The sequence below is a fragment of the Micromonospora echinospora genome, from assembly GCF_014203425.1.
Lineage (GTDB): Bacteria > Actinomycetota > Actinomycetes > Mycobacteriales > Micromonosporaceae > Micromonospora > Micromonospora echinospora_A.
In genome coordinates this window covers 4,254,686-4,273,177 of record NZ_JACHJC010000001.1, presented here as the reverse complement: position 1 = coordinate 4,273,177, position 18,492 = coordinate 4,254,686, and the positions used below count along the sequence as shown (strand labels likewise).

Genomic DNA, 18,492 nt, shown 5'->3' with positions numbered 1-18,492 from the left:
CCGGAGGCGATAACAAAAAGGGGAGCCACTGTGGCACTCGACACCGTGGAGCTGCTGATGCACCCGGTCCGGCTGCGCATCGTCCAGGCGTTCCTGGGCGGCCGCACGCTCACCACCGCCGACCTGCGCGCCGAACTGCACGACGTCCCGCCAGCCACGCTCTACCGGCAGGTCGCCACGCTCGCCGACCACGGCGTGCTGCACACGGTGGGGGAGCGGCGGGCCCGCGGCGCGGTCGAGCGCAGCTACCGGCTCACCGAGGCGGCCGCCTCGGTCGACCCGGACGAGGCCCGGGCCATGAGCCCGCAGCGGCACCGCCAGGCGTTCCTCACCTTCGTCGCGGGCCTGCTCGCCGACTTCGACAGCTACCTCGACAGCGGCGGGGGCGACCTGGCCCGCGACGTCGCCGGCTACCGGCAGAACGCGTTCCACACCACCGACGCCGAGACCGCCGAGTTCGTCACCCGGTTCCGTGCGCTGTTCGCCGAGTACGCGGCCCTCGGCCCCGGACCCGGCCGCACCCGGCGGCTGGTCACCACGGTCCTGCTGCCCGGCGCCGATCAGGAGCGGCCCGCCGAGCGCCGGTGACCGAGCGCGATGTCCGCCACGGCGGCGCCCAGCGCCAGCACGACGATCCCGGCGGCGAGCAGCAGCGAGTGGCGGAACGCCGTACCCCAGTCCCCACGGTCGTCGGCGAGCGTCGAGAAGAACAGCGCGCCCACCGCGGCGATGCCGGCGGCCGAGCCGATGCGCTGGCCGGTCTGGAGCATGCCGGCGCCGCTGCCGGCCATCGGCACCGGCACCTCGGACAGCGTGAGCGTCTGGTTCGGCGCGATCACCAGGCCGCTGCCCAGCCCGGCTACGAGCAAGGGCAGCGCGGTCCGCAGCGGCACGTTCTCGTGCGGCCCGCCGGCCAGCACCAGGTCGGTCGCGATCAGTCCGACCACCACGCCCAGCAGCCCGATCGCCACGAGCGGACGGCCGTACCGGGTGACCACCCGGCCGCCGAGCGCGGAGGCGAGCGCCGAACCGAGCGCGAACGGGGTGATCGCCAGACCGGCCACGAGCGCGCTGTAGCCGAGCCCCATCTGCAGGTAGAGCGTGAAGATGAAGAAGATCGCGGTGAACCCGGCGAAGTAGATCAGGCCGATCAGCGCGCCCAGCGTGTACGAGCGCATCGTGAACAGCCGCAGGTCGAACAGGGGCTGGGCGCGCCGGGCGTACCGGTGTTCCCAGAGCGCGAACCCGGCCAGCAGCAGCAGGCCGACGGGGATCAGCAGCCACTTGCCCGGGCCCTGCCACTGCTCCCGCTGCACCAGCGGCAGCAGGATCACCGTGACGCCGGCGCCGAGCAGCAGCACGCCGAGCGGATCGAGGCGGTGCCGGTCGGCGTGCCCGGCCGGCCGCGACGGGATCAGCCGCCAGCCGAGCAGCATCGCCACGATCCCGACCGGGATGTTCACGAAGAACACCCACCGCCAGCCGTGCTCGGCGCCACCGACCGCGATGAGCAGCCCGCCGAGCAGCGGGCCGACCGCCGTGGAGATGCCGATGGTGGCGCCCAGCAGCCCGAACGCGCGACCCCGGTCCGCGCCCCGGAACAACTCCTGGATCATGCCGCTGACCTGAGGGTTCACCACACCGGCGGCGGCACCCTGGACGAGCCGGGCCACGACCAGCCACTCCGGGGAGCGGGCCAGCCCGGCCAGCGCGCTGGTGAGCGTGAACAGGCCCACCCCGACCACGAACGCGGTACGCCGCCCGCGCGCGTCGCCGAACCGCCCGGCCGGCACCAGCACCAGGCCGAACGTCAGCGCGTACCCGGACAGCACCCACTGCAGATCGCTCGGCGTGACGTGCAGCGCCCGGTCGATCGACGGCACCGCGACGTTGACGATGCTGACGTCCAGCAGCGTCATGAACGCCGCGATCAGGCCGACGCTCAGCGCGCGCCAGCGGCGCCGGTCGTCGGAGCCGGTGTCCGGCCCCGGCGTCGACGACCGGCACTCGCTCATCGTGCCCCCCACAGACCGTCGATCAAGTATGTGCGACCGCTACCCGGCGCCCGGTGGGGCAAACGACCCGATCACGCCATCTGTCGCGCGCACCACCGCGGCCCGAAGTCCAGTCCGGACATCGGGGAGTCCTCGCGGTGCAGCAGCCCTCGCTCGGTGAGCGAGTGCAGCGGCTCGCGCAGTTCCTCCTCGGTCATCCCGGTCTCCTGGGCGATCAGGTCCGGGTAGGGGACGTGTCCCTGCGCCTCCAGCGCGGACACCGCCTGGTAGACCCGTTCCTCGACCGCGGACAGCTGGACCTGAGGCATCGCTTCCCTCCTCGGCGTGGACCCTCCGACCGGCGGACGGCCGGCAACCGGCGGTTACCCGGGCCGGCGGCGATGATGCCCACCCGAACGACTGTCGTACCGGGCAGCGCGGCACGGCGGTGCCCTAGGCTGCACCAGTGATCATCTGGGATCTCGTCGTGGTCGGCGGCGGGCCCGCCGGACTCTCCGCCGCGCACGCCGCGGCCCGCTCCGGCGTCCGCACGCTCGTGGTCGAACGGGCCACCCACCCCCGCTACAAGACCTGCGGCGGCGGCCTGATCGGCACCTCGCTGGCCGAGCTCACCGACCGCGTCGAGGTGCCCGCCCACGACCGGGTCGACCGGATCACGTTCACCCGGGACGGGCGACGCGCGTTCACCCGCCGCCACCCGTCGCCGCTGGTCACGATGATCCGCCGGGAAGAGTTCGACGACCGGCTGCGCGCCGCCGCCGTCGCCGCCGGCGCCCGGGTCCGCGAGGGGGTCGCGGTCCGCGCGATCGAGCAGGACCCCGACGAGGTACGCCTGCGCCTGGCCGACGGCGAGGTGGTGCGCGCCCGTGCCGTGGTCGGTGCGGACGGCTCCTCCGGCGTGACGGCGCGGCACGCCGGGGTGCGTTTCCGCCAGGTCGACCTGGGGCTGGAACTGGAACTGCCGGTGGCGGCCGCCGAACGGGAGCGCTGGCGTGGCCGGGTGCTGCTCGACTGGGGGCCGCTGCCCGGCTCGTACGCGTGGGTCTTCCCGAAAGGCGACCGGCTCACCGTGGGGGTCATCTCGGCCCGGGGCGACGGCGACCGCACGCGCGCCTACCTGCGCGACTTCACCGACCGGCTCGGACTGTCCGGGGTGACGCCGGAGCACGACTCCGGTCACCTCACCCGCTGCCGCGCCGACGACTCCCCGCTGCGGCACGGGCGGGTGCTGGTCGCCGGGGACGCGGCCGGACTGCTGGAGCCGTGGAGCCGGGAGGGGATCAGCTACGCGCTGCGCTCCGGGCGGCTCGCCGGGGAGGCGGTGGCTGGCGGCGACCTCGACGCGTACGCCCGGGAGGTCGACCGGCGGCTGACGCCGGAGATGCGCGCCGGGCACCGGCTGCTGGAGACGTTCGAGCGGCGGCCCGACGTGTTCCACGCGATGCTCGCCAGCCCGCCCGGCTGGCGGATGTTCGTCCGGTTCTGCCAGGGCCGGGCCAGCTTCGCCGAGATGCTCGACCGGCGGCCGGTACGGGCCGGGCTGGCGCTGCTCGACCGGCTGCCCGCGAGGGCGCGCGCCACGGCCGGTTAACCTGGCGCGGTGACCGACTGGGATCTCGTCTGCGAACGCGACTACGCGGTGCCGGACGGCCGCGACCTGGACGACCTCGTCGCCGAACTCGCCGCCGCGCTGCGCGACCCCGACCCGGTGGTCCGGGACGGCGCGCCCTACGTGGTACTGCGCACCTGGATCGCCCGGGACGTCATCGACGCCGCCCGCCGGGCGAGGCTGGGCGCGCTGATGGCCGAGCGTTTCACCGACCCGGAGATCCAGGCCCGCACGTTCGCGCCGCTGGTACTGGACATGATCGTCAGCCGGGGTGACCTCGACCCGGCCTGGCCGGCCGCGTTCCGCGCCTGGTACCCGGCCGAGACCGACCTGCGCGGGCACGACGCGAAGCTCGGCTGGCTGCACGCGGTGGCCCACGGCGCCGACCTGCTGGCCACGTTCGGCCGCCACCCGTCGGTCGACCCGGCGAGCATGCTCGACCTGGCCGCGGCGCGTCTCGTCGCGCCGACCGACCACCTCTTCGCCGAGCAGGAGGACGACCGGCTGGCCCGCGCCGTCGCGCTGGTGCTGGCCCGGCCCGGCCTGTCGCGCGCCGACGCGCTCGCCTGGCTGGAACCGGTAGCGGCCGGCTACGCCGCCCTGCCCCGGGGCACCACCCCGGCCCACGCCTCGAACAGCATGCGGACGTTGCGGGCGCTGTACGTGCTGCTGGACACCGGCATCGGGCTGAGCCGGGACGCGCCAGCGCTGCCGCAGCCGCACCGCGACGCGGTCAAGGCACGCCTGGCCGAGGTGCTCGCCCCGGTCTTCCAGCACGGCTGAGCGCGCCCGGCCCGGTCAGGGGACGATGACCGCCCGCCCGTGCACGTCGCCCCGGCGCAGCGCCTCGTACGCCTGCGGCGCCTCCGCGAGCGGGAACGTCTGCACGTCGGCGTGCAGCCGGCCGTCACGGGCCAGCGCGATCACCTCGTGCAGTTCGGCCCGGGTGCCCCAGAACGGCACCACCACACCGGTCTCCATCGGCACCGGCGGCGGCTCGTCGGCGACCGGCCGGACCGGCAGCGTACCGCCGGCCAGGCCGACCAGCAGCAACTGACCGCCGGTGGCGACGACCTGCCGGCCGGTGTCGAGCGTCGCCTGCGCGCCGACGAAGTCGAGCACCACGTCCGCGCCGTCCGGCGGCGGCCCGACCAGCTCACGGATCTTCTCCACCGCGTCCGGGCCGGCCTGCACGACGTGGTGGGCGCCGAGCCGGCTGGCCAGGTCCAGCGCCGCGGGGCTGGTGTCCACCGCGACGATCCGCACGGCGGTGGTGGCGAGCAGGATCTGCACCCCCATGTGCCCCAGCCCGCCGATGCCGATCACCACGCAGGTGGTGCCGGGCCGCAGCCGGGGCCGGGCCAGCTCCACCGCGTGGTACGGGGTAAGCCCGGCGTCGGTGAGCGGCGCGGCCTGGGTCAGGTCCATGTCGCCGACCGGCAGCAGTCGGGACGCGGGCACCACCACGTACTCGGCGAGCCCGCCGTCACGGCTGAGCCCGACGCCGCCCACCGGGGTGACCCGGCACCGGTTCTCGTCGCCCCGCAGGCAGGCCCGGCACCGGCCGCAGCCGATGATCCCGTAGACCGCGGCCCGGTCGCCGGGCGACCAGCCGTCCACTCCCGCGCCCACCGTGTCAACGGTGCCGGCGACCTCGTGGCCGAGCGTCATCGGGATCGGGAACACCCCGGCCGGCGCGTCGAGGATGTGCAGGTCGGAGTGACAGGCGCCGACCGCGCCGACGCGCAGCAGCACCTCGCCGGGGCCGGCCTCGGGCGTGGGCACCTCCGTGTGCTCCAGCACCCCGGGTGCGGTCATCCGTACTGCGCGCATGTCGTGTCGCCTCCACCTCGTCGCCGACGGTCGTCGCGGCGGCATACCCCTGCCGTCGCGGTTGATGCGCCGGCGGGACGGGTGGGCGCACAATGCGGTCATGAGTGAACCGGCCGAGTCGTTCACCGACGAGGAGTACGCGTTCCTGCGGCACGTCCGCTTCGGCGAGCTGCCGGCCCGGGTACGCCCGGAGGACCTGGCGGGGTCCGTGGAGACCGAGACCCCGCCGGACCGGCCGGACCCGGTCGGCGGGGAGTCGGAGTGGCACCTGCGCGCGGGCGGCTGACGGGCCCGGGCGCGCGCCCGGACCCCGCCGCACGGTCAGAAGACCGGCACGCCCTCGCGGACCAGCTTCCAGTTGGGGACGAAGAAGTCGGCCGGGTCGATGACGCCCTTGGCCTGCGCCCAGTCGATGAGCAGCTGGCGGATCTCCTGCTGGGCGTTGTAGACCTGGGTCTTCACGATGCCCGGGAAGTTGCCGCCGCCACTGCGCCGGTAGTTGTTCACCGCCACCACGAACCGGGCGTCCGCCGCCACCGGGGTCTCGGTGCCGGCCAGCACCAGGCGGGTGATCCGCTGGCCGACCGGCTTGGCGATGTCGATGTCGTAGTCGACGCCGGAGAACACGTCGTAGTTGTAGTCCGGCACCGCCGGGTCGCTGATGGTCTCCACGTCGACGGGTGTGCCGGCCGGGACGGTCCGGAAGTACTTCGCCGAGTACTCCAGGTACGCCTTCACCTCGGCGCCGGTCAGCACGACCGCCTCCAGCGTGTTGTCGTACACGTAGAGGCCCGCCACGTCGCGGATGCGCACGTCGCCCTGCGGGAACACCGCGGTACGGCTGAACGGCGCGGCGATGGACAGCACCGGCAGGCCCGCGTACTCGCCGCCCGCGAGGGCCTCGGTGACCACCTCGGTCTGGACGTGGTTGATGAAGTCCAGGATCGGCGTGTCCTTGTACCGGGACTCGGCGGCGGACAGCGTCACGCTGGACTGGGCGACGACCCGGTTGACGTACTCGACGGTCTTGGCGTGCTGGCCACGCACCGCCGCGAGGACCGCCGGGTCCTCGACCACGGTGTTGGTGTTCAGCGTGGTGGCCGACTTGGCGGTCACCGTCCAGCGGCCCTTCTCCCGGGTGAGCGTGAAGTCCATCCGGGTCAGCCGCTGGCCCCACTTCGACGGCTCCGAGGTGAGGACCCGCTCGCCGGTGGTGAGGTTGGTGACGAACTTCTCCGGCACGTCGCTGTGCGCGTGGCCGAACAGGATCGCGTCGATGCCGGGGACCTGCTCGGCGATCAGCGCGGTCGGGTTCTCGTTCGGCAGCTCCGGGCCGTAGCTGGAGGTGCCGCTGTCGCCGCCGTGGGCGGAGATGACGACCAGGTCGGCGCCGCGGCGGCGCATCTCCGGCACCCACTTCGCGGCGGTGGCGACCATGTCGGCGAAGACCAGGCGACCCTCGACGTTGCCCTTGTCCCAGATGGCCACGCCGGGGTTGGTCAGGCCGAGGATGCCCACGCGCAGCTTCGGCGCGCCGTGCCCGCCGAGCTTGACCTCCTTGATCACGTACGGGAGGAACGCCGGCTTGCCGGTCTTCGCGTTCAGCGCGTTCGCGGCCAGCGCCGGGAAGCCGAGCTGCTCGATCCAGGTCGCCAGCAGCGGCAGGCCGTAGTTGAACTCGTGGTTGCCGAGCGTCACCGCGTCGTACCTGAGGATATTCATGGCGCGGGCCATCGGGTGCGTCTCACCGGTGCTGGTGATCGGCTCCTGCTTGGCGTAGTACGTCGCCAGCGGCGTGCCCTGGATCGTGTCGCCGGCGTCCAGGACCAGCGTGGCCTTGCCCTTGCGTTCGGCGCGGATCTGGTTGACCAGGGTGGCGAGCTTCGCGACGCCGACGTCGTTGTGCCTGCTGTCGTCGAACTCGGCGTCGGAGTAGTAGTCCCAGTTGTAGACGTTGCCGTGGGTGTCGGACGTGCCGAGGATCGTCAGGTCCCAGGTCTTCGGCTGCTTCGGCTTCGCCTCGGCGGGCGCTGCGGCCAGCAGGGGAGCGGTCGCGGCGGCGGCCGCGACGGCCAGCACCTGGCGCCGGGAGGCGCCGGAGGAGGAAGTCATGAGGTGCCTTTCCAATGGGGGGTTCGCGCCTCGTGGGCGCCGTTGCGCACCATAACCACCGGATGTCGCCTCCGCCACACCGGCCCGTTTTGTTTCGCTTCCCGCTCCTGACCGCTGTTTTCCCTCCGGTCACCGGGGTAGGGGCGCAGACATGAGCGAGGACCAGTTCACCCAGCAGCACCCGGCCGAGCAGTACGGACAGCGCGAGGGACAGCCGGCGCAGCAGCAGACGCCGCCCGGCAACGAGCAGGAGATGGGCCCGAAGCCCGATCACGGTGAGGAGTCGTACCGGGGCAGCGACCGGCTCACCGGCAAGCGCGCCATCATCACCGGCGGCGACTCCGGCATCGGCCGGGCGGTGGCGCTCGCCTACGCCCGCGAGGGCGCCGACGTCCTGATCACCTACCTCGGCGACGAGGAGGAGAAGGACGCGCGGGAGACGGTCAGCCTGATCGAGCAGGCCGGACGCACCGGCGTCGCGGTCCAGTGCGACCTGCGCGAGGAGGACAACTGCCGCGCCCTGGTCGACCGGGCGCTGCGCGACCTCGGTGGCGTCGACATCCTGGTGAACAACGCGGCGTACCAGATGTCGCAGGACAACGGCCTGCTCGACATCACCACCGAGCAGTTCGACCGGGTCTTCAAGACCAACGTGTACGCCATGTTCTGGCTCTGCAAGTTCGCCGTGCCGCACATGAAGGAAGGCTCGACGATCATCAACACGTCGTCGATCCAGGCGTTCGACCCGTCGCCGCAGCTGCTCGACTACGCCACCACCAAGGCGGCCATCGCCAACTTCACCAAGGCGCTCGCACAGAACCTCGCCGACCGGGGCATCCGGGTCAACGCGGTCGCGCCCGGTCCGATCTGGACGCCGCTGATCCCGGCCACCATGCCGGAGGAGAAGGTCGAGCAGTTCGGCACCGACACGCCGCTTGGCCGTCCCGGTCAGCCGGCCGAGCTGGCGCCCGCGTACGTCTACTTCGCCTCGCAGGAGTCGAGCTACGTCACCGGCGAGATCCTCGGCGTCACCGGCGGCCGCCCGACGAAGTGAGCCGCCCGTCCGGTCGCGCCTCGGCCGGCTGGTCCCGCCCTCGCCTGCTCGTCCCGCCGTGGCCGTCCGGTCCCGGCGCGGCCGTCTGGTTCGCTGCTCAGCGGGGCCAGACGGCCATCCGGCGGCGCACCTCGGCGATGCGCTGCGCGTCCAGGCCGTACCGGGTGAACCGGCGGTCGGCCAGCCCGTCGAGGTAGCGGCCCGCGGCGCGCACGTCCTCGTCGTCCAGCGCCGGGTCCACCTGCCGGGCCAGCTCCAGCAGCTCCGCCACCGCGTACCGGTCCAACGCGGCGGACACGTCGATGTAGTCGCGTACCTCCCGCCGGTTGACCAGCGCGGCGGTCTTGTTGGCGATCAGGTCCCGCACGTCCATGACCGGGCCGAAGTCCATCACCACCGGGCTGCGGTGCCGGTCCAGGTGGGCCAGGCTGAGCCGGATCTGCCGGCCGTCCCGGCTCACCACGAAGTCCCGCAGGTCCCTGTCGAAGCCGTCGAACACCTCGCCCAGCCCGCCCGGGTCCGCCTCGGCCACCCGGTAGCCGGCCCGCTCCAGCGCCGCGCGTACCCCGTCGGCCGCCGCCGCGGCGGCGCCCTCCACGTCGGCGAACAGGTCGACGTCCTCGGTGGGCCGGGTCACCAGGCCGTGCGCGGCCCAGGCGACGCCGCCGCCGAGCACGAAGCGGTGCGGGCCGGCGGCGGCCAGGGCCACCCGGGCCACCTCCCGGTAGAAGTCGTGCGGGTGGGTCACGCCGGGCGCAGGCTCCGGTGCCGGCCCTCCCAGGCCAGGCGTACGCCCCGGGGCAGGTTGAGCAGCGGCCACAACCGGCGCAACGTGCCTCCGTGGATCAGCTCGCGCAGGTCCTCCACCCGGGAGGTCTCGCGCAGCACGTTCTCGTACATCCAGAGCAGCTCGTCCGGGTCGGCCAGGTCGAACGCGCGTTCGCTGCTCCACATGAGGCGTACCGGCAGCTCGACGATGCCGGTGGTGGGCCCGGTCAGCTCGTCCAGGGTGCGCGCCACCACGGCGGGTCGCCCGGGGCGGGCGAGGTACGCGTGCGCGGTGGCCGACATGGCATCAGGGTAACCCCTGCCCCGCGCATTTCCGCCGTTCCGTCCCGCCGCAGCACCCCTTCAGCGTCCCCCACCCTCGTCCCGCCACCCCGCCCCACCCCGTTGATCATGAAGTTGGACCGGACAAAACAGGTCACGCGCTGCCGCCAACTTCATGATCGACCGGTGCGTCCTCGCCACTTGCTCGCCTTGTTCACTTCGAGCGCGCGGCGCTCGTCGGAGATCTTGGAAGATGCGGGCCCCATGAGGGCCCATTCCTTCCAAGATCTCCCGGCCTGGTGGGTGCGCCGGGACCCGTGAGGCCCGCTCGGGGCCTGCTCGCGTCGGCATCCGCCCCGCGCGGCCCGGCCTCCCCGCCGATCGCGAGGTTGACGCCGACAAACCGGACATCAAGCGCCGTTGCGCCGCTGGCGATAGAGATCTTGGTGCGTTTCCGCCCTTATGAGGGCCGTTCCGTACCAAGATCTCTCGCGAACCGCCCACCGACACCGGCAAGGCCGGGCTCGGGGGACTGCTTGCGGTAGGGGCCTGTCCTCGACGGCCCGCACTCTCAATCTGATCATGAAGTTGGCGGCGACAAACCGGACACCAACTGCCGTCAACCTCATGATCGACGCTTTCGGGCCACGGTCGGGGTGGGCCGGGCGGCGGGTGGGCGGGGTGTCTGGTTTCGGGGTGGTCGGGGACACCCTGGTGGCGGAATCGTGGGCGGGGCCGGGGCGTTATACCTGGTGAACGACCGCAGCAGCATCCCCCCGCACCCCCGCGGGGCGGGTGACAGGCCCCCGGAATGAACGCGGGGCGGCGGTCGTTGCACATGCCTCCGGCCCCCGCACCACGAGCAGCGAGCCGGAAATCCCCGAAGACTTTCTTGAGCGCCTGACGGTGCCCGCGCATCCCATCCCCCGTGGGTGTGCGTCGACCCCCGAATGGAGCCCCCATGAACACGATTCTGCGCAAGAGCATCCTCGGTATCGCCGGTCTGACCGTTGCTGGTGGTCTGGCCGCCGGTCCGCTCAACCACACCGACAGCACCCCCACCGCGCGGGACGCCGCCGTCACCACCACGCAGACGGCCGGCAAGCTCGACACCGCCGCGCTGATCCCGCACGGCGTGCAGGGCAACCAGTCCCACATCGACCTCACCGACGAGCAGACCGCCAACGTCAAGGCGATCATCGCCGCCACCAAGAAGGCCGGCATGGACGAGCGCGCCGCCGTCGTGTCCATCGCCACGGCGTTGCAGGAGTCGAAGCTGGAGAACCTCGGCCACCTCGGTGACCGTAACGACCACGACTCGCAGGGCCTGTTCCAGCAGCGCCCCTCCAGCGGGTGGGGCACGGTCGAGCAGATCACCGACCCCGAATACTCCACGACGGCGTTCCTGAAGGGTCTGAAGCAGGTCGACGGCTGGCAGGACATGCCGCTGACCAAGGCCGCCCAGACCGTGCAGGTCTCGGCCTACCCGGACCACTACGCCCAGTGGGAGCAGCAGGCCGCCGACCTCGTCGCCGAGCACTGGAACAGCTGACCCGGCGGTGACCGGGGTCACGACGAACGAGCGGAAGAACCGTGACCCCGGTACCGTTGTGCAGAGCGTCGGTGTGTTCAGTGTCCCCGGGCCTCACCAATAATGCCTTCGCGGAATACCGTTCGGCTGGAGCCGCGTCGCGCCACTCGCCGAGAGGCGACATGCACACCGACGCCCAGAGCCGCCCCGGCCATTCGGTCGGGGCGGCTCTGTCTGTGGGCTCGACTCGCACGCCTCCGGCCCCTGGCCTAGGGTGAGAAGCGAGAGGTGAGAGCCGTTCTCGACGCAGAGGAGGTGCCCGGGTGGGTCTGAAGACCTTCATCCAGGGGTGGCCGGTCTACCGGCAACTCACCGGCACCGATCCGCTCGGTCGTGGCGCCGCCGCCCAGTCGGCGCGCTCCGCCGAGCTGGCCCCCCGCACCGAGACCGCCGACGGCATGGCCCGCTCGGTCTGTCCGTACTGCGCGGTCGGCTGCGGGCAGCGCGTCTTCCACGCCGACGGCAAGGTCACCCAGATCGAGGGCGACCCGGACAGCCCGATCTCGCGCGGCCGCCTCTGCCCGAAGGGCTCGGCCAGCAAGAGCCTGGTGACCAGCCCGCTGCGCCAGACGAAGGTCCGCTACCGCCGGCCGTACGCGACCGAGTGGGAGGACCTGGACCTCGACGTCGCGCTCGACATGATCGCCGACCGGATCCTCGCCGCCCGCGCGGAGACCTGGGAGGACGTCGACGACGAGGGTCGTCCGCTGAACCGGACGCTCGGCATCTCCAGCCTCGGCGGCGCGACGCTGGACAACGAGGAGAACTACCTCATCAAGAAGTTGTTCACCGCGATGGGGGCACTCCAGATCGAGAACCAGGCCCGCATTTGACACTCCGCCACCGTCCCCGGTCTGGGGACCAGCTTCGGTCGCGGCGGCGCCACGGACTTCCAGCAGGACCTCGTCAACGCTGACGTCATCATCATCCAGGGCTCGAACATGGCCGAGGCCCACCCGGTGGGCTTCCAGTGGGTGATGGAGGCGAAGAAGCGCGGCGCGAAGGTCTTCCACGTCGACCCGCGGTTCACGCGCACCAGCGCGCTCGCCGACACGTACCTGCCGATCCGGGCGGGCACGGACATCGCGCTGCTCGGCGGCGTGGTGCGCTACATCCTGGACAACGAGCTCGACTTCCGGGAGTACGTGCTGGCGTACACGAACGCGGCCAACATCGTCAGCGAGCAGTTCGCCGACACCGAGGACCTGGACGGCCTGTTCTCCGGCTACAACCCGGACACCGGCTCCTACGACCACGCCAGCTGGCAGTACGAGGGGCAGGAGGGCAGCGCCAGGATCCGGGGCACCGGCAAGGAGCGCGACTCGGCCTCCGGGCTGGAGCACGAGTCGCACGGCGAGCCGGTGCCGACGCAGGCGCCGCGGGACGAGACGTTGCAGCATCCGCGCTGCGTCTACCAGATCCTCAAGCGGCACTTCTCCCGCTACACCCCGGAGATGGTGGCCCGGGTGTGCGGCATCCCGGAGGAGAAGTTCCTGGAGCTGGCCCGCGCCTGGACGGAGAATTCGGGGCGGGAGCGCACCGGCGCGCTCGTCTACTCCGTCGGCTGGACCCAGCACAGCGTGGGCGTGCAGTACATCCGCACCGGCTCGATCATCCAGACGCTGCTGGGCAACATGGGCCGCCCGGGCGGTGGCATCCTGGCGCTGCGCGGCCACGCCAGCATCCAGGGCTCCACCGACATCCCGACGCTGTTCAACCTGTTGCCCGGCTACCTGCCGATGCCGCACCACGCCGACCACCCGACGTTCGACGAGTGGGTGGACAGCATCCGGCGCCCGGGCCAGAAGGGCTTCTGGGGCAACTCGCGTGCCTTCGCGACGAGCCTGCTCAAGGCGTACTGGGGTGACGCGGCGACGCCGGAGAACGACTTCTGCTACGGGTACATGCCCCGGATGACCGGCGACCACGGGACGTACCAGCAGGTGCTGAACATGATCGACGGCAGGGTGAAGGGCTACTTCCTGCTCGGCCAGAACCCGGCGGTCGGCTCGGCGCACGGCCGGGCCCAGCGCCTCGGCATGGCCAACCTCGACTGGCTGGTCGTCCGCGACCTGTTCATGATCGAGAGCGCCACGTTCTGGAAGAACAGCCCGGAGATCGCCACCGGCGAGATCGTGCCGGAGGAGTGCCGTACCGAGGTGTTCTTCCTGCCGGCGGCCTCGCACGTGGAGAAGGAGGGCACGTTCACCCAGACGCAGCGGCTGTTGCAGTGGCGGGAGAAGGCTGTCGACCCGCCGGGCGACGCCCGCTCCGAGCTGTGGTTCTTCTACCACCTGGGCCGCGTGCTGCGGGAGAAGCTGGCCGTCTCCACCGAGCGTCGCGACCGGGCGCTGCTGGACCTGGCCTGGGACTACCCGACGCACGGTCCGCACGCCGAGCCGAGCGCCGAGGCGGTGCTGAAGGAGATCAACGGGTACGAGGTGGCCACCGGCCGCCTGCTGAACGCCTTCGTCGAGGCCCGCGACGACGGCTCCACAGCCGTCGGCTGCTGGATCTACTCCGGCGTCTACGCCGACGGCGTGAACCAGGCGGCCCGCCGCCGGTCCCGCCACGAGCAGGACTGGGTGGCCGCCGAGTGGGGCTGGGCCTGGCCGGCGAACCGCCGCACGCTCTACAACCGCGCCTCCGCCGACCCGGAGGGCCGGCCGTGGAGCGAGCGCAAGAAGTACGTCTGGTGGGACCCGGACGCCGGCGAGTGGACCGGGTACGACGTGCCGGACTTCGAGAAGACGAAACCGCCGTCGTACCGGCCGCCGGAGGGCGCCTCCGGGCCGGCCGGGCTCGCCGGTGACGACGCGTTCGTCATGCAGGGCGACGGCAAGGCGTGGCTGTACGCGCCGACCGGCGTCCTGGACGGGCCGCTGCCGGCGCACTACGAGCCGGCCGAGTCGCCGATGCGCAACCCGCTCTACGGTCAGCAGGCCAACCCGACCCGCAAGATCTACGAGCACCCGGTCAACCGGATGAACCCGAGCCCGCCGGAGCCGCACAGCGAGGTCTTCCCGTACGTGTTCACCGTCAGCCGTCTTACCGAGCACCACACCGCCGGCGGGATGAGCCGTACCGTGCCGCGCCTGGCGGAGCTGCAACCGGAGATGTTCGTCGAGGTGTCCCCGGAACTGGCCGGCGAGGTCGGGCTGGCGCACCTGGGCTGGGCGCATCTGATCAGCGGCCGCGCGGCGATCGAGGCGCGGGTGCTCGTCACCGACCGGCTCACCCCGCTGCGGGTGGACGGGCGGATCATCCACCAGGTGTGGCTGCCCTACCACTTCGGCAGCGAGGGTCTGGTCACCGGCGACTCGGCGAACGACCTGTTCGGCATCACCCTGGACCCGAACGTGCTCATCCAGGAGAGCAAGGTCGGCACCTGCGACGTCCGGCCCGGCCGGCGTCCCACCGGTCCGGCGCTGCTGGACCTGGTCGGCGACTACCAGCGGCGGGCCGGGATGACGCCGGACCGGAAGGTCCCCTTGGTGACCACCGACGCGGCCGGCGGGGACGACGCCGCCGGCAGCACCGACGAGCGGTCGCCCGCCGCGCACCAGGACGGGGAGCCGGATGCCTGACGCCAACAGCCTGTACGGACCGCTGGACCCGGCCCCCGACGCGGGCTGGGTGTCGGCGCCGCCCCGGATGGGCTTCTTCACCGACACCAGCGTCTGCATCGGCTGCAAGGCGTGCGAGGTCGCCTGCAAGGAGTGGAACGGCGTCCCCGACTCGGGGTTCGACCTGCTCGGCATGTCGTACGACAACACCGGCGCGCTGACCGCGAACTCGTGGCGGCACGTCGCGTTCATCGAGCAGCCCCGCCCGGCCGGGCACCGCACGCCGCCGTTCGCGGGTGACCCGACGGGCCCGGCGACGAGCCCCGCGTCCGCGGCGGCCGGTGCCGTCACAGCCCTCGACACCGGCACGAATCCCGGTCTGCCGCCGGGGCAGCCGGAAGCGGCGGCGCGGATGGCGGCCGGTCCGGATTTCCTCGGCATGCCCGGCGCGCAGCCGCCCGGGCGGGACAGCGGCGCGGAGACCCGCTCCGACTTCCGCTGGCTGATGATGTCCGACGTGTGCAAGCACTGCACCCACGCGGCCTGCCTGGACGTGTGCCCGACCGGCTCGCTGTTCCGCACCGAGTTCGGCACGGTGGTGGTGCAGGAGGACATCTGCAACGGCTGCGGCTACTGCATCTCCGCCTGCCCGTACGGCGTGATCGACCAGCGCAAGGGTGACGGCCGGGCGTGGAAGTGCACGCTGTGCTACGACCGGATGGGCGCGGGCATGACGCCCGCCTGCGCGCAGGCATGCCCGACCGAGTCCATCCAGTACGGCCCGCTCGACGAGCTGCGGGAACGCGCTGCCACGCGGGTCGCCGCGCTACACGAGCGGGGTGTGCCGGAGGCGCGTCTGTACGGCCACGACCCGACCGACGGCGTGGGCGGCGATGGCGCGTTCTTCCTGCTGCTGGACGAGCCGGAGGTGTACGGGCTGCCGCCGGACCCGGTGGTCACCACCCGGGACCTGCCGAAGATGTGGAAGCGGGCCGGGTTCGCCGCGCTGGCCATGGCGGCGGCTGCCGTCGCCGCGTTCGTCGGAGGATCGTCGTGAGCCCGGACCGCCCGGTCGGTGACCTGTTCCGCCGCTTCCGCGAGCGCCTGTCCACCGAGCGGGAGAACGGCAGCCGGGCCACCGCCGCCGGTCCCGGCGTGGGACGCACCGACGCCGGCTCCCGCGACGCCGGCCTGGCCCCGCACCCGCCCCGCGGCGCGGCCCCGCGCCGACGCCAGGGCGGCAAGGGCGGCGGCGAGCAGCTCAACGTGCCGCCGGCCGAGTTCACCTCCTACTACGGCCGCCCCGTCCTCAAGCCGCCGGTGTGGCGGTGGGACATCGCCGCGTACCTGTTCACCGGCGGGCTGGCCGCCGGATCGTCGCTGCTGGCCGCCGGCGGGCAGCTCACCGGCCGCCCGGCGCTGCGCCGCGCCGGCCGGATCGCCGCGCTGGCCGGGGTCGGCGCGAGCACCTACTTCCTGGTCAACGACCTGGGCCGGCCGTCGCGCTTCCACCACATGCTGCGGGTGGCGAAGGTGACCTCGCCGATGTCGGTGGGCACCTGGATCCTCAGCGTGTTCGGCCCGGCCGCCGGGATCGCCGCGATCGCCGAGGCCGCCCCGCTGCTGCCCGAGCGCGGGCTGCTCGGCCTCGGCCGCCGGCTGCTGCCTCCGGTCGGGCACGCCGCCGGGATGGCCGCCGCCGTCACCGCGCCGGCGCTTGCCACGTACACCGGGGTGCTGCTGGCGGACACGGCGGTGCCGTCGTGGCACGAGGCGTACCCGGAACTGCCGGCCATCTTCGCGGGCAGCGCGCTGGCCAGCGGCGCCGGCGTCGGGTTGATCGCCGCGCCGCCCGGGCAGGCGGGCCCGGCGCGGCGTCTCGCGGTCGCGGGCGCGGCGATGGAGCTGTGGGGCTCGCACCGGGTGGAGAACCGGCTCGGGCTGCTCAGCGAGCCCTACACGCAGGGCACGCCCGGCAAGCTGCTGCAAGCCGGGCGGGCGCTGACCGCCGCCGGGGTGGCGGGCGCGCTGGTCGGCCGCCGCAGCCGGGTCCTGTCCGCGCTGTCCGGCGCCGCGCTGATCGCCGCATCCGTGTGCACCCGGTTCGGGATCTTCCACGGCGGCGTCGCCTCCGCGCGCGACCCGCGCTACACCGTGGTGCCGCAGCGCGAACGCGCCGACCGGCGGGCCGCCGACCAGGACTGACACCTTCCCGGGCGGCCTCCCGCCCGCTGTGGTTGACTGCTGCGTGGAGGCGTTCAGGCGGCTGGTGCCCCTCCCGGTCTTCAAAACCGGTGTGGTCCGGGACCCGGGCCAGGCGGGTTCGATTCCCGTCCGTCTCCGCCAAACCGTTCCCGGGAGAGCACGATGCGTGAGGTCGACCCGCGACGGCGGGTGCCGCGCACCGACGCGCTGCTCGCCGATCCCGCGCTGGCCGCCGCCGCCGTAACGCTGGGCCGCGACCTGGTCAAGGCCGCCGTCGTCCGCGCGCAGGACCGCGCCCGCCGCGGCGAGCTGACCCCCGAACAGGTACGCGACGCGGCGCTCGCCGACCTGCCCAGCCGTACGCCACGCGCCGTGCTCAACGCCACCGGCGTCGTGCTGCACACCAACCTGGGCCGCGCCCCGCTCGCCCCGTCCGCGGTGGACGCGCTGGTCGCCGCCGCCGGGAACACCGACGTGGAGCTGGACCTGCGCACCGGCCGGCGGGCCCGGCGCGGCCGGGAGGCGCTCGACGCGCTCGCCGCCGCCGTGCCCGACGCCGGGGCGGTGCACGTGGTGAACAACGGCGCCGCCGCGCTGGCGCTGGCCGCTACGGCGCTCGCCGCCGGTCGGGAGATCGTGGTCAGCCGCGGCGAGCTGGTCGAGATCGGCGACGGGTTCCGCCTGCCCGACCTGCTGGCCAGCACCGGCGCCCGGCTGCGCGAGGTGGGCACCACCAACCGCACCACCCGCGCCGACTACGAAGCCGTGATCGGCGAGTACACCGGTTTCGTACTCAAGGTGCACCCGTCGAACTTCGTGGTCACCGGCTTCACGTCGGCGGTGCCGGTCGCCGAGCTGGCCACGCTCGGCGTACCGGTGGTGGTCGACATCGGGTCGGGGCTGCTCGCGCCGGACCCGCTGCTGCCCGCCGAGCCGGACGCCGCCACCACGCTGCGCGGGGGCGCGCACCTGGTCACCGCCAGCGGCGACAAGCTGCTCGGCGGCCCGCAGGCCGGCCTGCTGCTCGGCGACGCCGACCTGGTGCACCGGCTGCGCCGGCACCCCCTCGCGCGGGCGTTGCGGGTCGACAAGCTCACCCTCGCCGCGCTCGCCGCCACCCTGTACGCGCCGACCACGCCCACCCGGGACGCGCTGCACGCCGACCCGGTCCGGCTGCGCGCCCGGGTGGAGCGGCTGCGTGACCGGCTCGGCGAGGACGGCTGTAAGGCCGAGGTGGTGCCCAGCGCGGCGGTGGTCGGCGGCGGCGGCGCGCCCGGCGTGGAGCTGGACTCGTGGGCGCTGAGCCTGCCCGAGCGGTACGCCGAGCCGCTGCGCACCGGCCGGCCGGCGATCCTCGGCCGGGTGCTGCACGGCCGGCTCCTGCTGGACCTGCGCGCCGTGCCGGAGGTCGCCGACGACCGGGTCCGCGCGGCCGTGCTGAGCGTGGGGGACTGACC

General features: G+C 73.2%; 16 protein-coding genes and 1 tRNA gene. 11 read left to right on the top strand and 6 right to left on the bottom strand.

Annotation, left to right across the window (positions count from 1 at the left end):
- Positions 1-30 precede the first annotated feature (30 nt).
- Entirely contained in the window at positions 31-588 is a 558-nt protein-coding gene (locus tag FHU28_RS19865) for a helix-turn-helix domain-containing protein (RefSeq protein WP_184686033.1), read from the top strand.
- Here FHU28_RS19865 and FHU28_RS19860 read toward each other — a convergent pair.
- Together FHU28_RS19860 and FHU28_RS19855 are read right to left on the bottom strand one after the other, a co-directional pair.
- Positions 561-2,015, bottom strand: a complete 1,455-nt coding sequence (locus FHU28_RS19860; RefSeq protein WP_184686032.1) for an MFS transporter — start codon at positions 2,013-2,015, stop codon at positions 561-563. The genes FHU28_RS19865 and FHU28_RS19860 overlap by 28 nt on opposite strands.
- Positions 2,016-2,086: 71 nt before the next feature.
- Complete coding sequence (locus tag FHU28_RS19855) at positions 2,087-2,323, bottom strand: hypothetical protein (protein WP_184686031.1); 237 nt, start codon at positions 2,321-2,323, stop codon at positions 2,087-2,089.
- A gap of 137 nt (positions 2,324-2,460) precedes the next feature.
- On the opposite strand from FHU28_RS19855, the gene FHU28_RS19850 reads away from it, so the two are divergent.
- The gene (locus FHU28_RS19850; protein WP_184686030.1) at positions 2,461-3,606 is read left to right on the top strand and encodes a geranylgeranyl reductase family protein; all 1,146 of its coding nucleotides are present in this window, start codon (positions 2,461-2,463) and stop codon (positions 3,604-3,606) included.
- Between the two features lie 9 nt (positions 3,607-3,615).
- Positions 3,616-4,407 carry a DUF2785 domain-containing protein gene (locus FHU28_RS19845; protein ID WP_184686029.1) on the top strand — a complete coding sequence of 264 codons (792 nt, stop codon included), beginning with the start codon at positions 3,616-3,618 and terminating at the stop codon, positions 4,405-4,407.
- Positions 4,408-4,422: 15 nt separating this feature from the next.
- On the opposite strand, the gene FHU28_RS19840 is transcribed toward FHU28_RS19845, so the two are convergent.
- Positions 4,423-5,457 carry an NAD(P)-dependent alcohol dehydrogenase gene (locus FHU28_RS19840; protein WP_184686028.1) on the bottom strand — a complete coding sequence of 345 codons (1,035 nt, stop codon included), beginning with the start codon at positions 5,455-5,457 and terminating at the stop codon, positions 4,423-4,425.
- A 100-nt stretch (positions 5,458-5,557) separates the two neighbouring features.
- Between FHU28_RS19840 and FHU28_RS19835 the strand changes: the two genes are divergently transcribed.
- A complete protein-coding gene (locus FHU28_RS19835) occupies positions 5,558-5,743 on the top strand; it encodes a hypothetical protein (RefSeq protein ID WP_241826394.1) in 186 nt (61 codons plus the stop codon).
- Positions 5,744-5,778: 35 nt separating this feature from the next.
- Here the strand turns inward: FHU28_RS19835 and FHU28_RS19830 are convergent, their stop codons facing one another.
- The gene (locus tag FHU28_RS19830) at positions 5,779-7,569 is read right to left on the bottom strand and encodes a bifunctional metallophosphatase/5'-nucleotidase (protein ID WP_184686027.1); all 1,791 of its coding nucleotides are present in this window, start codon (positions 7,567-7,569) and stop codon (positions 5,779-5,781) included.
- A 151-nt stretch (positions 7,570-7,720) separates the two neighbouring features.
- Between FHU28_RS19830 and FHU28_RS19825 the strand changes: the two genes are divergently transcribed.
- Positions 7,721-8,623 (top strand): SDR family oxidoreductase, encoded by a 903-nt coding sequence (locus tag FHU28_RS19825; RefSeq protein WP_184686026.1) that lies wholly within the window; start codon positions 7,721-7,723, stop codon positions 8,621-8,623.
- A 97-nt stretch (positions 8,624-8,720) separates the two neighbouring features.
- Here FHU28_RS19825 and FHU28_RS19820 read toward each other — a convergent pair whose 3' ends face one another.
- Complete coding sequence (locus tag FHU28_RS19820; protein ID WP_184686025.1) at positions 8,721-9,371, bottom strand: nucleotidyl transferase AbiEii/AbiGii toxin family protein; 651 nt, start codon at positions 9,369-9,371, stop codon at positions 8,721-8,723.
- Positions 9,368-9,694 (bottom strand): hypothetical protein, encoded by a 327-nt coding sequence (locus tag FHU28_RS19815; protein ID WP_184686024.1) that lies wholly within the window; start codon positions 9,692-9,694, stop codon positions 9,368-9,370. The genes FHU28_RS19820 and FHU28_RS19815 overlap by 4 nt, the downstream gene beginning before the upstream one ends.
- A 940-nt stretch (positions 9,695-10,634) precedes the next feature.
- Here FHU28_RS19815 and FHU28_RS19810 point away from each other — a divergent pair.
- The 6 genes from FHU28_RS19810 to selA all read left to right on the top strand — a co-directional run bounded on the left by FHU28_RS19810 (position 10,635) and on the right by selA (position 18,490).
- Positions 10,635-11,225 (top strand): hypothetical protein, encoded by a 591-nt coding sequence (locus tag FHU28_RS19810; protein WP_184686023.1) that lies wholly within the window; start codon positions 10,635-10,637, stop codon positions 11,223-11,225.
- Between the two features lie 302 nt (positions 11,226-11,527).
- Positions 11,528-14,851 carry a formate dehydrogenase gene (fdh, locus tag FHU28_RS19805; protein ID WP_184686022.1) on the top strand — a complete coding sequence of 1,108 codons (3,324 nt, stop codon included), beginning with the start codon at positions 11,528-11,530 and terminating at the stop codon, positions 14,849-14,851.
- Positions 14,844-15,887: a 4Fe-4S dicluster domain-containing protein gene (locus FHU28_RS19800; protein WP_184686021.1), complete on the top strand. Its 1,044-nt coding sequence runs from the start codon at positions 14,844-14,846 to the stop codon at positions 15,885-15,887. Before fdh ends, FHU28_RS19800 begins: the two co-directional genes overlap by 8 nt.
- A complete protein-coding gene (gene nrfD, locus FHU28_RS19795; protein ID WP_184686020.1) occupies positions 15,884-17,035 on the top strand; it encodes an NrfD/PsrC family molybdoenzyme membrane anchor subunit in 1,152 nt (383 codons plus the stop codon). The genes FHU28_RS19800 and nrfD overlap by 4 nt, the downstream gene beginning before the upstream one ends.
- Before the next feature lie 45 nt (positions 17,036-17,080).
- Positions 17,081-17,176, top strand: a tRNA-Sec gene (locus FHU28_RS19790).
- A gap of 21 nt (positions 17,177-17,197) precedes the next feature.
- Positions 17,198-18,490 carry an L-seryl-tRNA(Sec) selenium transferase gene (gene selA / locus FHU28_RS19785; protein WP_184686019.1) on the top strand — a complete coding sequence of 431 codons (1,293 nt, stop codon included), beginning with the start codon at positions 17,198-17,200 and terminating at the stop codon, positions 18,488-18,490.
- The last annotated feature ends 2 nt before the right edge of the window (positions 18,491-18,492 follow it).

Bases quoted from the DNA above. Each gene is read 5' to 3' on its own strand.
- FHU28_RS19860 (WP_184686032.1), bottom strand. From the start codon at position 2,015: ATGAGCGAGTGCCGGTCGTCGACGCCGGGGCCGGACACCGGCTCCGAC.
- FHU28_RS19855 (WP_184686031.1), bottom strand. From the start codon at position 2,323: ATGCCTCAGGTCCAGCTGTCCGCGGTCGAGGAACGGGTCTACCAGGCG.
- FHU28_RS19840 (WP_184686028.1), bottom strand. From the start codon at position 5,457: ATGCGCGCAGTACGGATGACCGCACCCGGGGTGCTGGAGCACACGGAG.
- FHU28_RS19835 (WP_241826394.1), top strand. From the start codon at position 5,558: ATGAGTGAACCGGCCGAGTCGTTCACCGACGAGGAGTACGCGTTCCTG.
- FHU28_RS19830 (WP_184686027.1), bottom strand. From the start codon at position 7,569: ATGACTTCCTCCTCCGGCGCCTCCCGGCGCCAGGTGCTGGCCGTCGCG.
- FHU28_RS19825 (WP_184686026.1), top strand. From the start codon at position 7,721: ATGAGCGAGGACCAGTTCACCCAGCAGCACCCGGCCGAGCAGTACGGA.
- FHU28_RS19815 (WP_184686024.1), bottom strand. From the start codon at position 9,694: ATGTCGGCCACCGCGCACGCGTACCTCGCCCGCCCCGGGCGACCCGCC.
- FHU28_RS19810 (WP_184686023.1), top strand. From the start codon at position 10,635: ATGAACACGATTCTGCGCAAGAGCATCCTCGGTATCGCCGGTCTGACC.
- FHU28_RS19800 (WP_184686021.1), top strand. From the start codon at position 14,844: ATGCCTGACGCCAACAGCCTGTACGGACCGCTGGACCCGGCCCCCGAC.
- selA (WP_184686019.1), top strand. From the start codon at position 17,198: ATGCGTGAGGTCGACCCGCGACGGCGGGTGCCGCGCACCGACGCGCTG.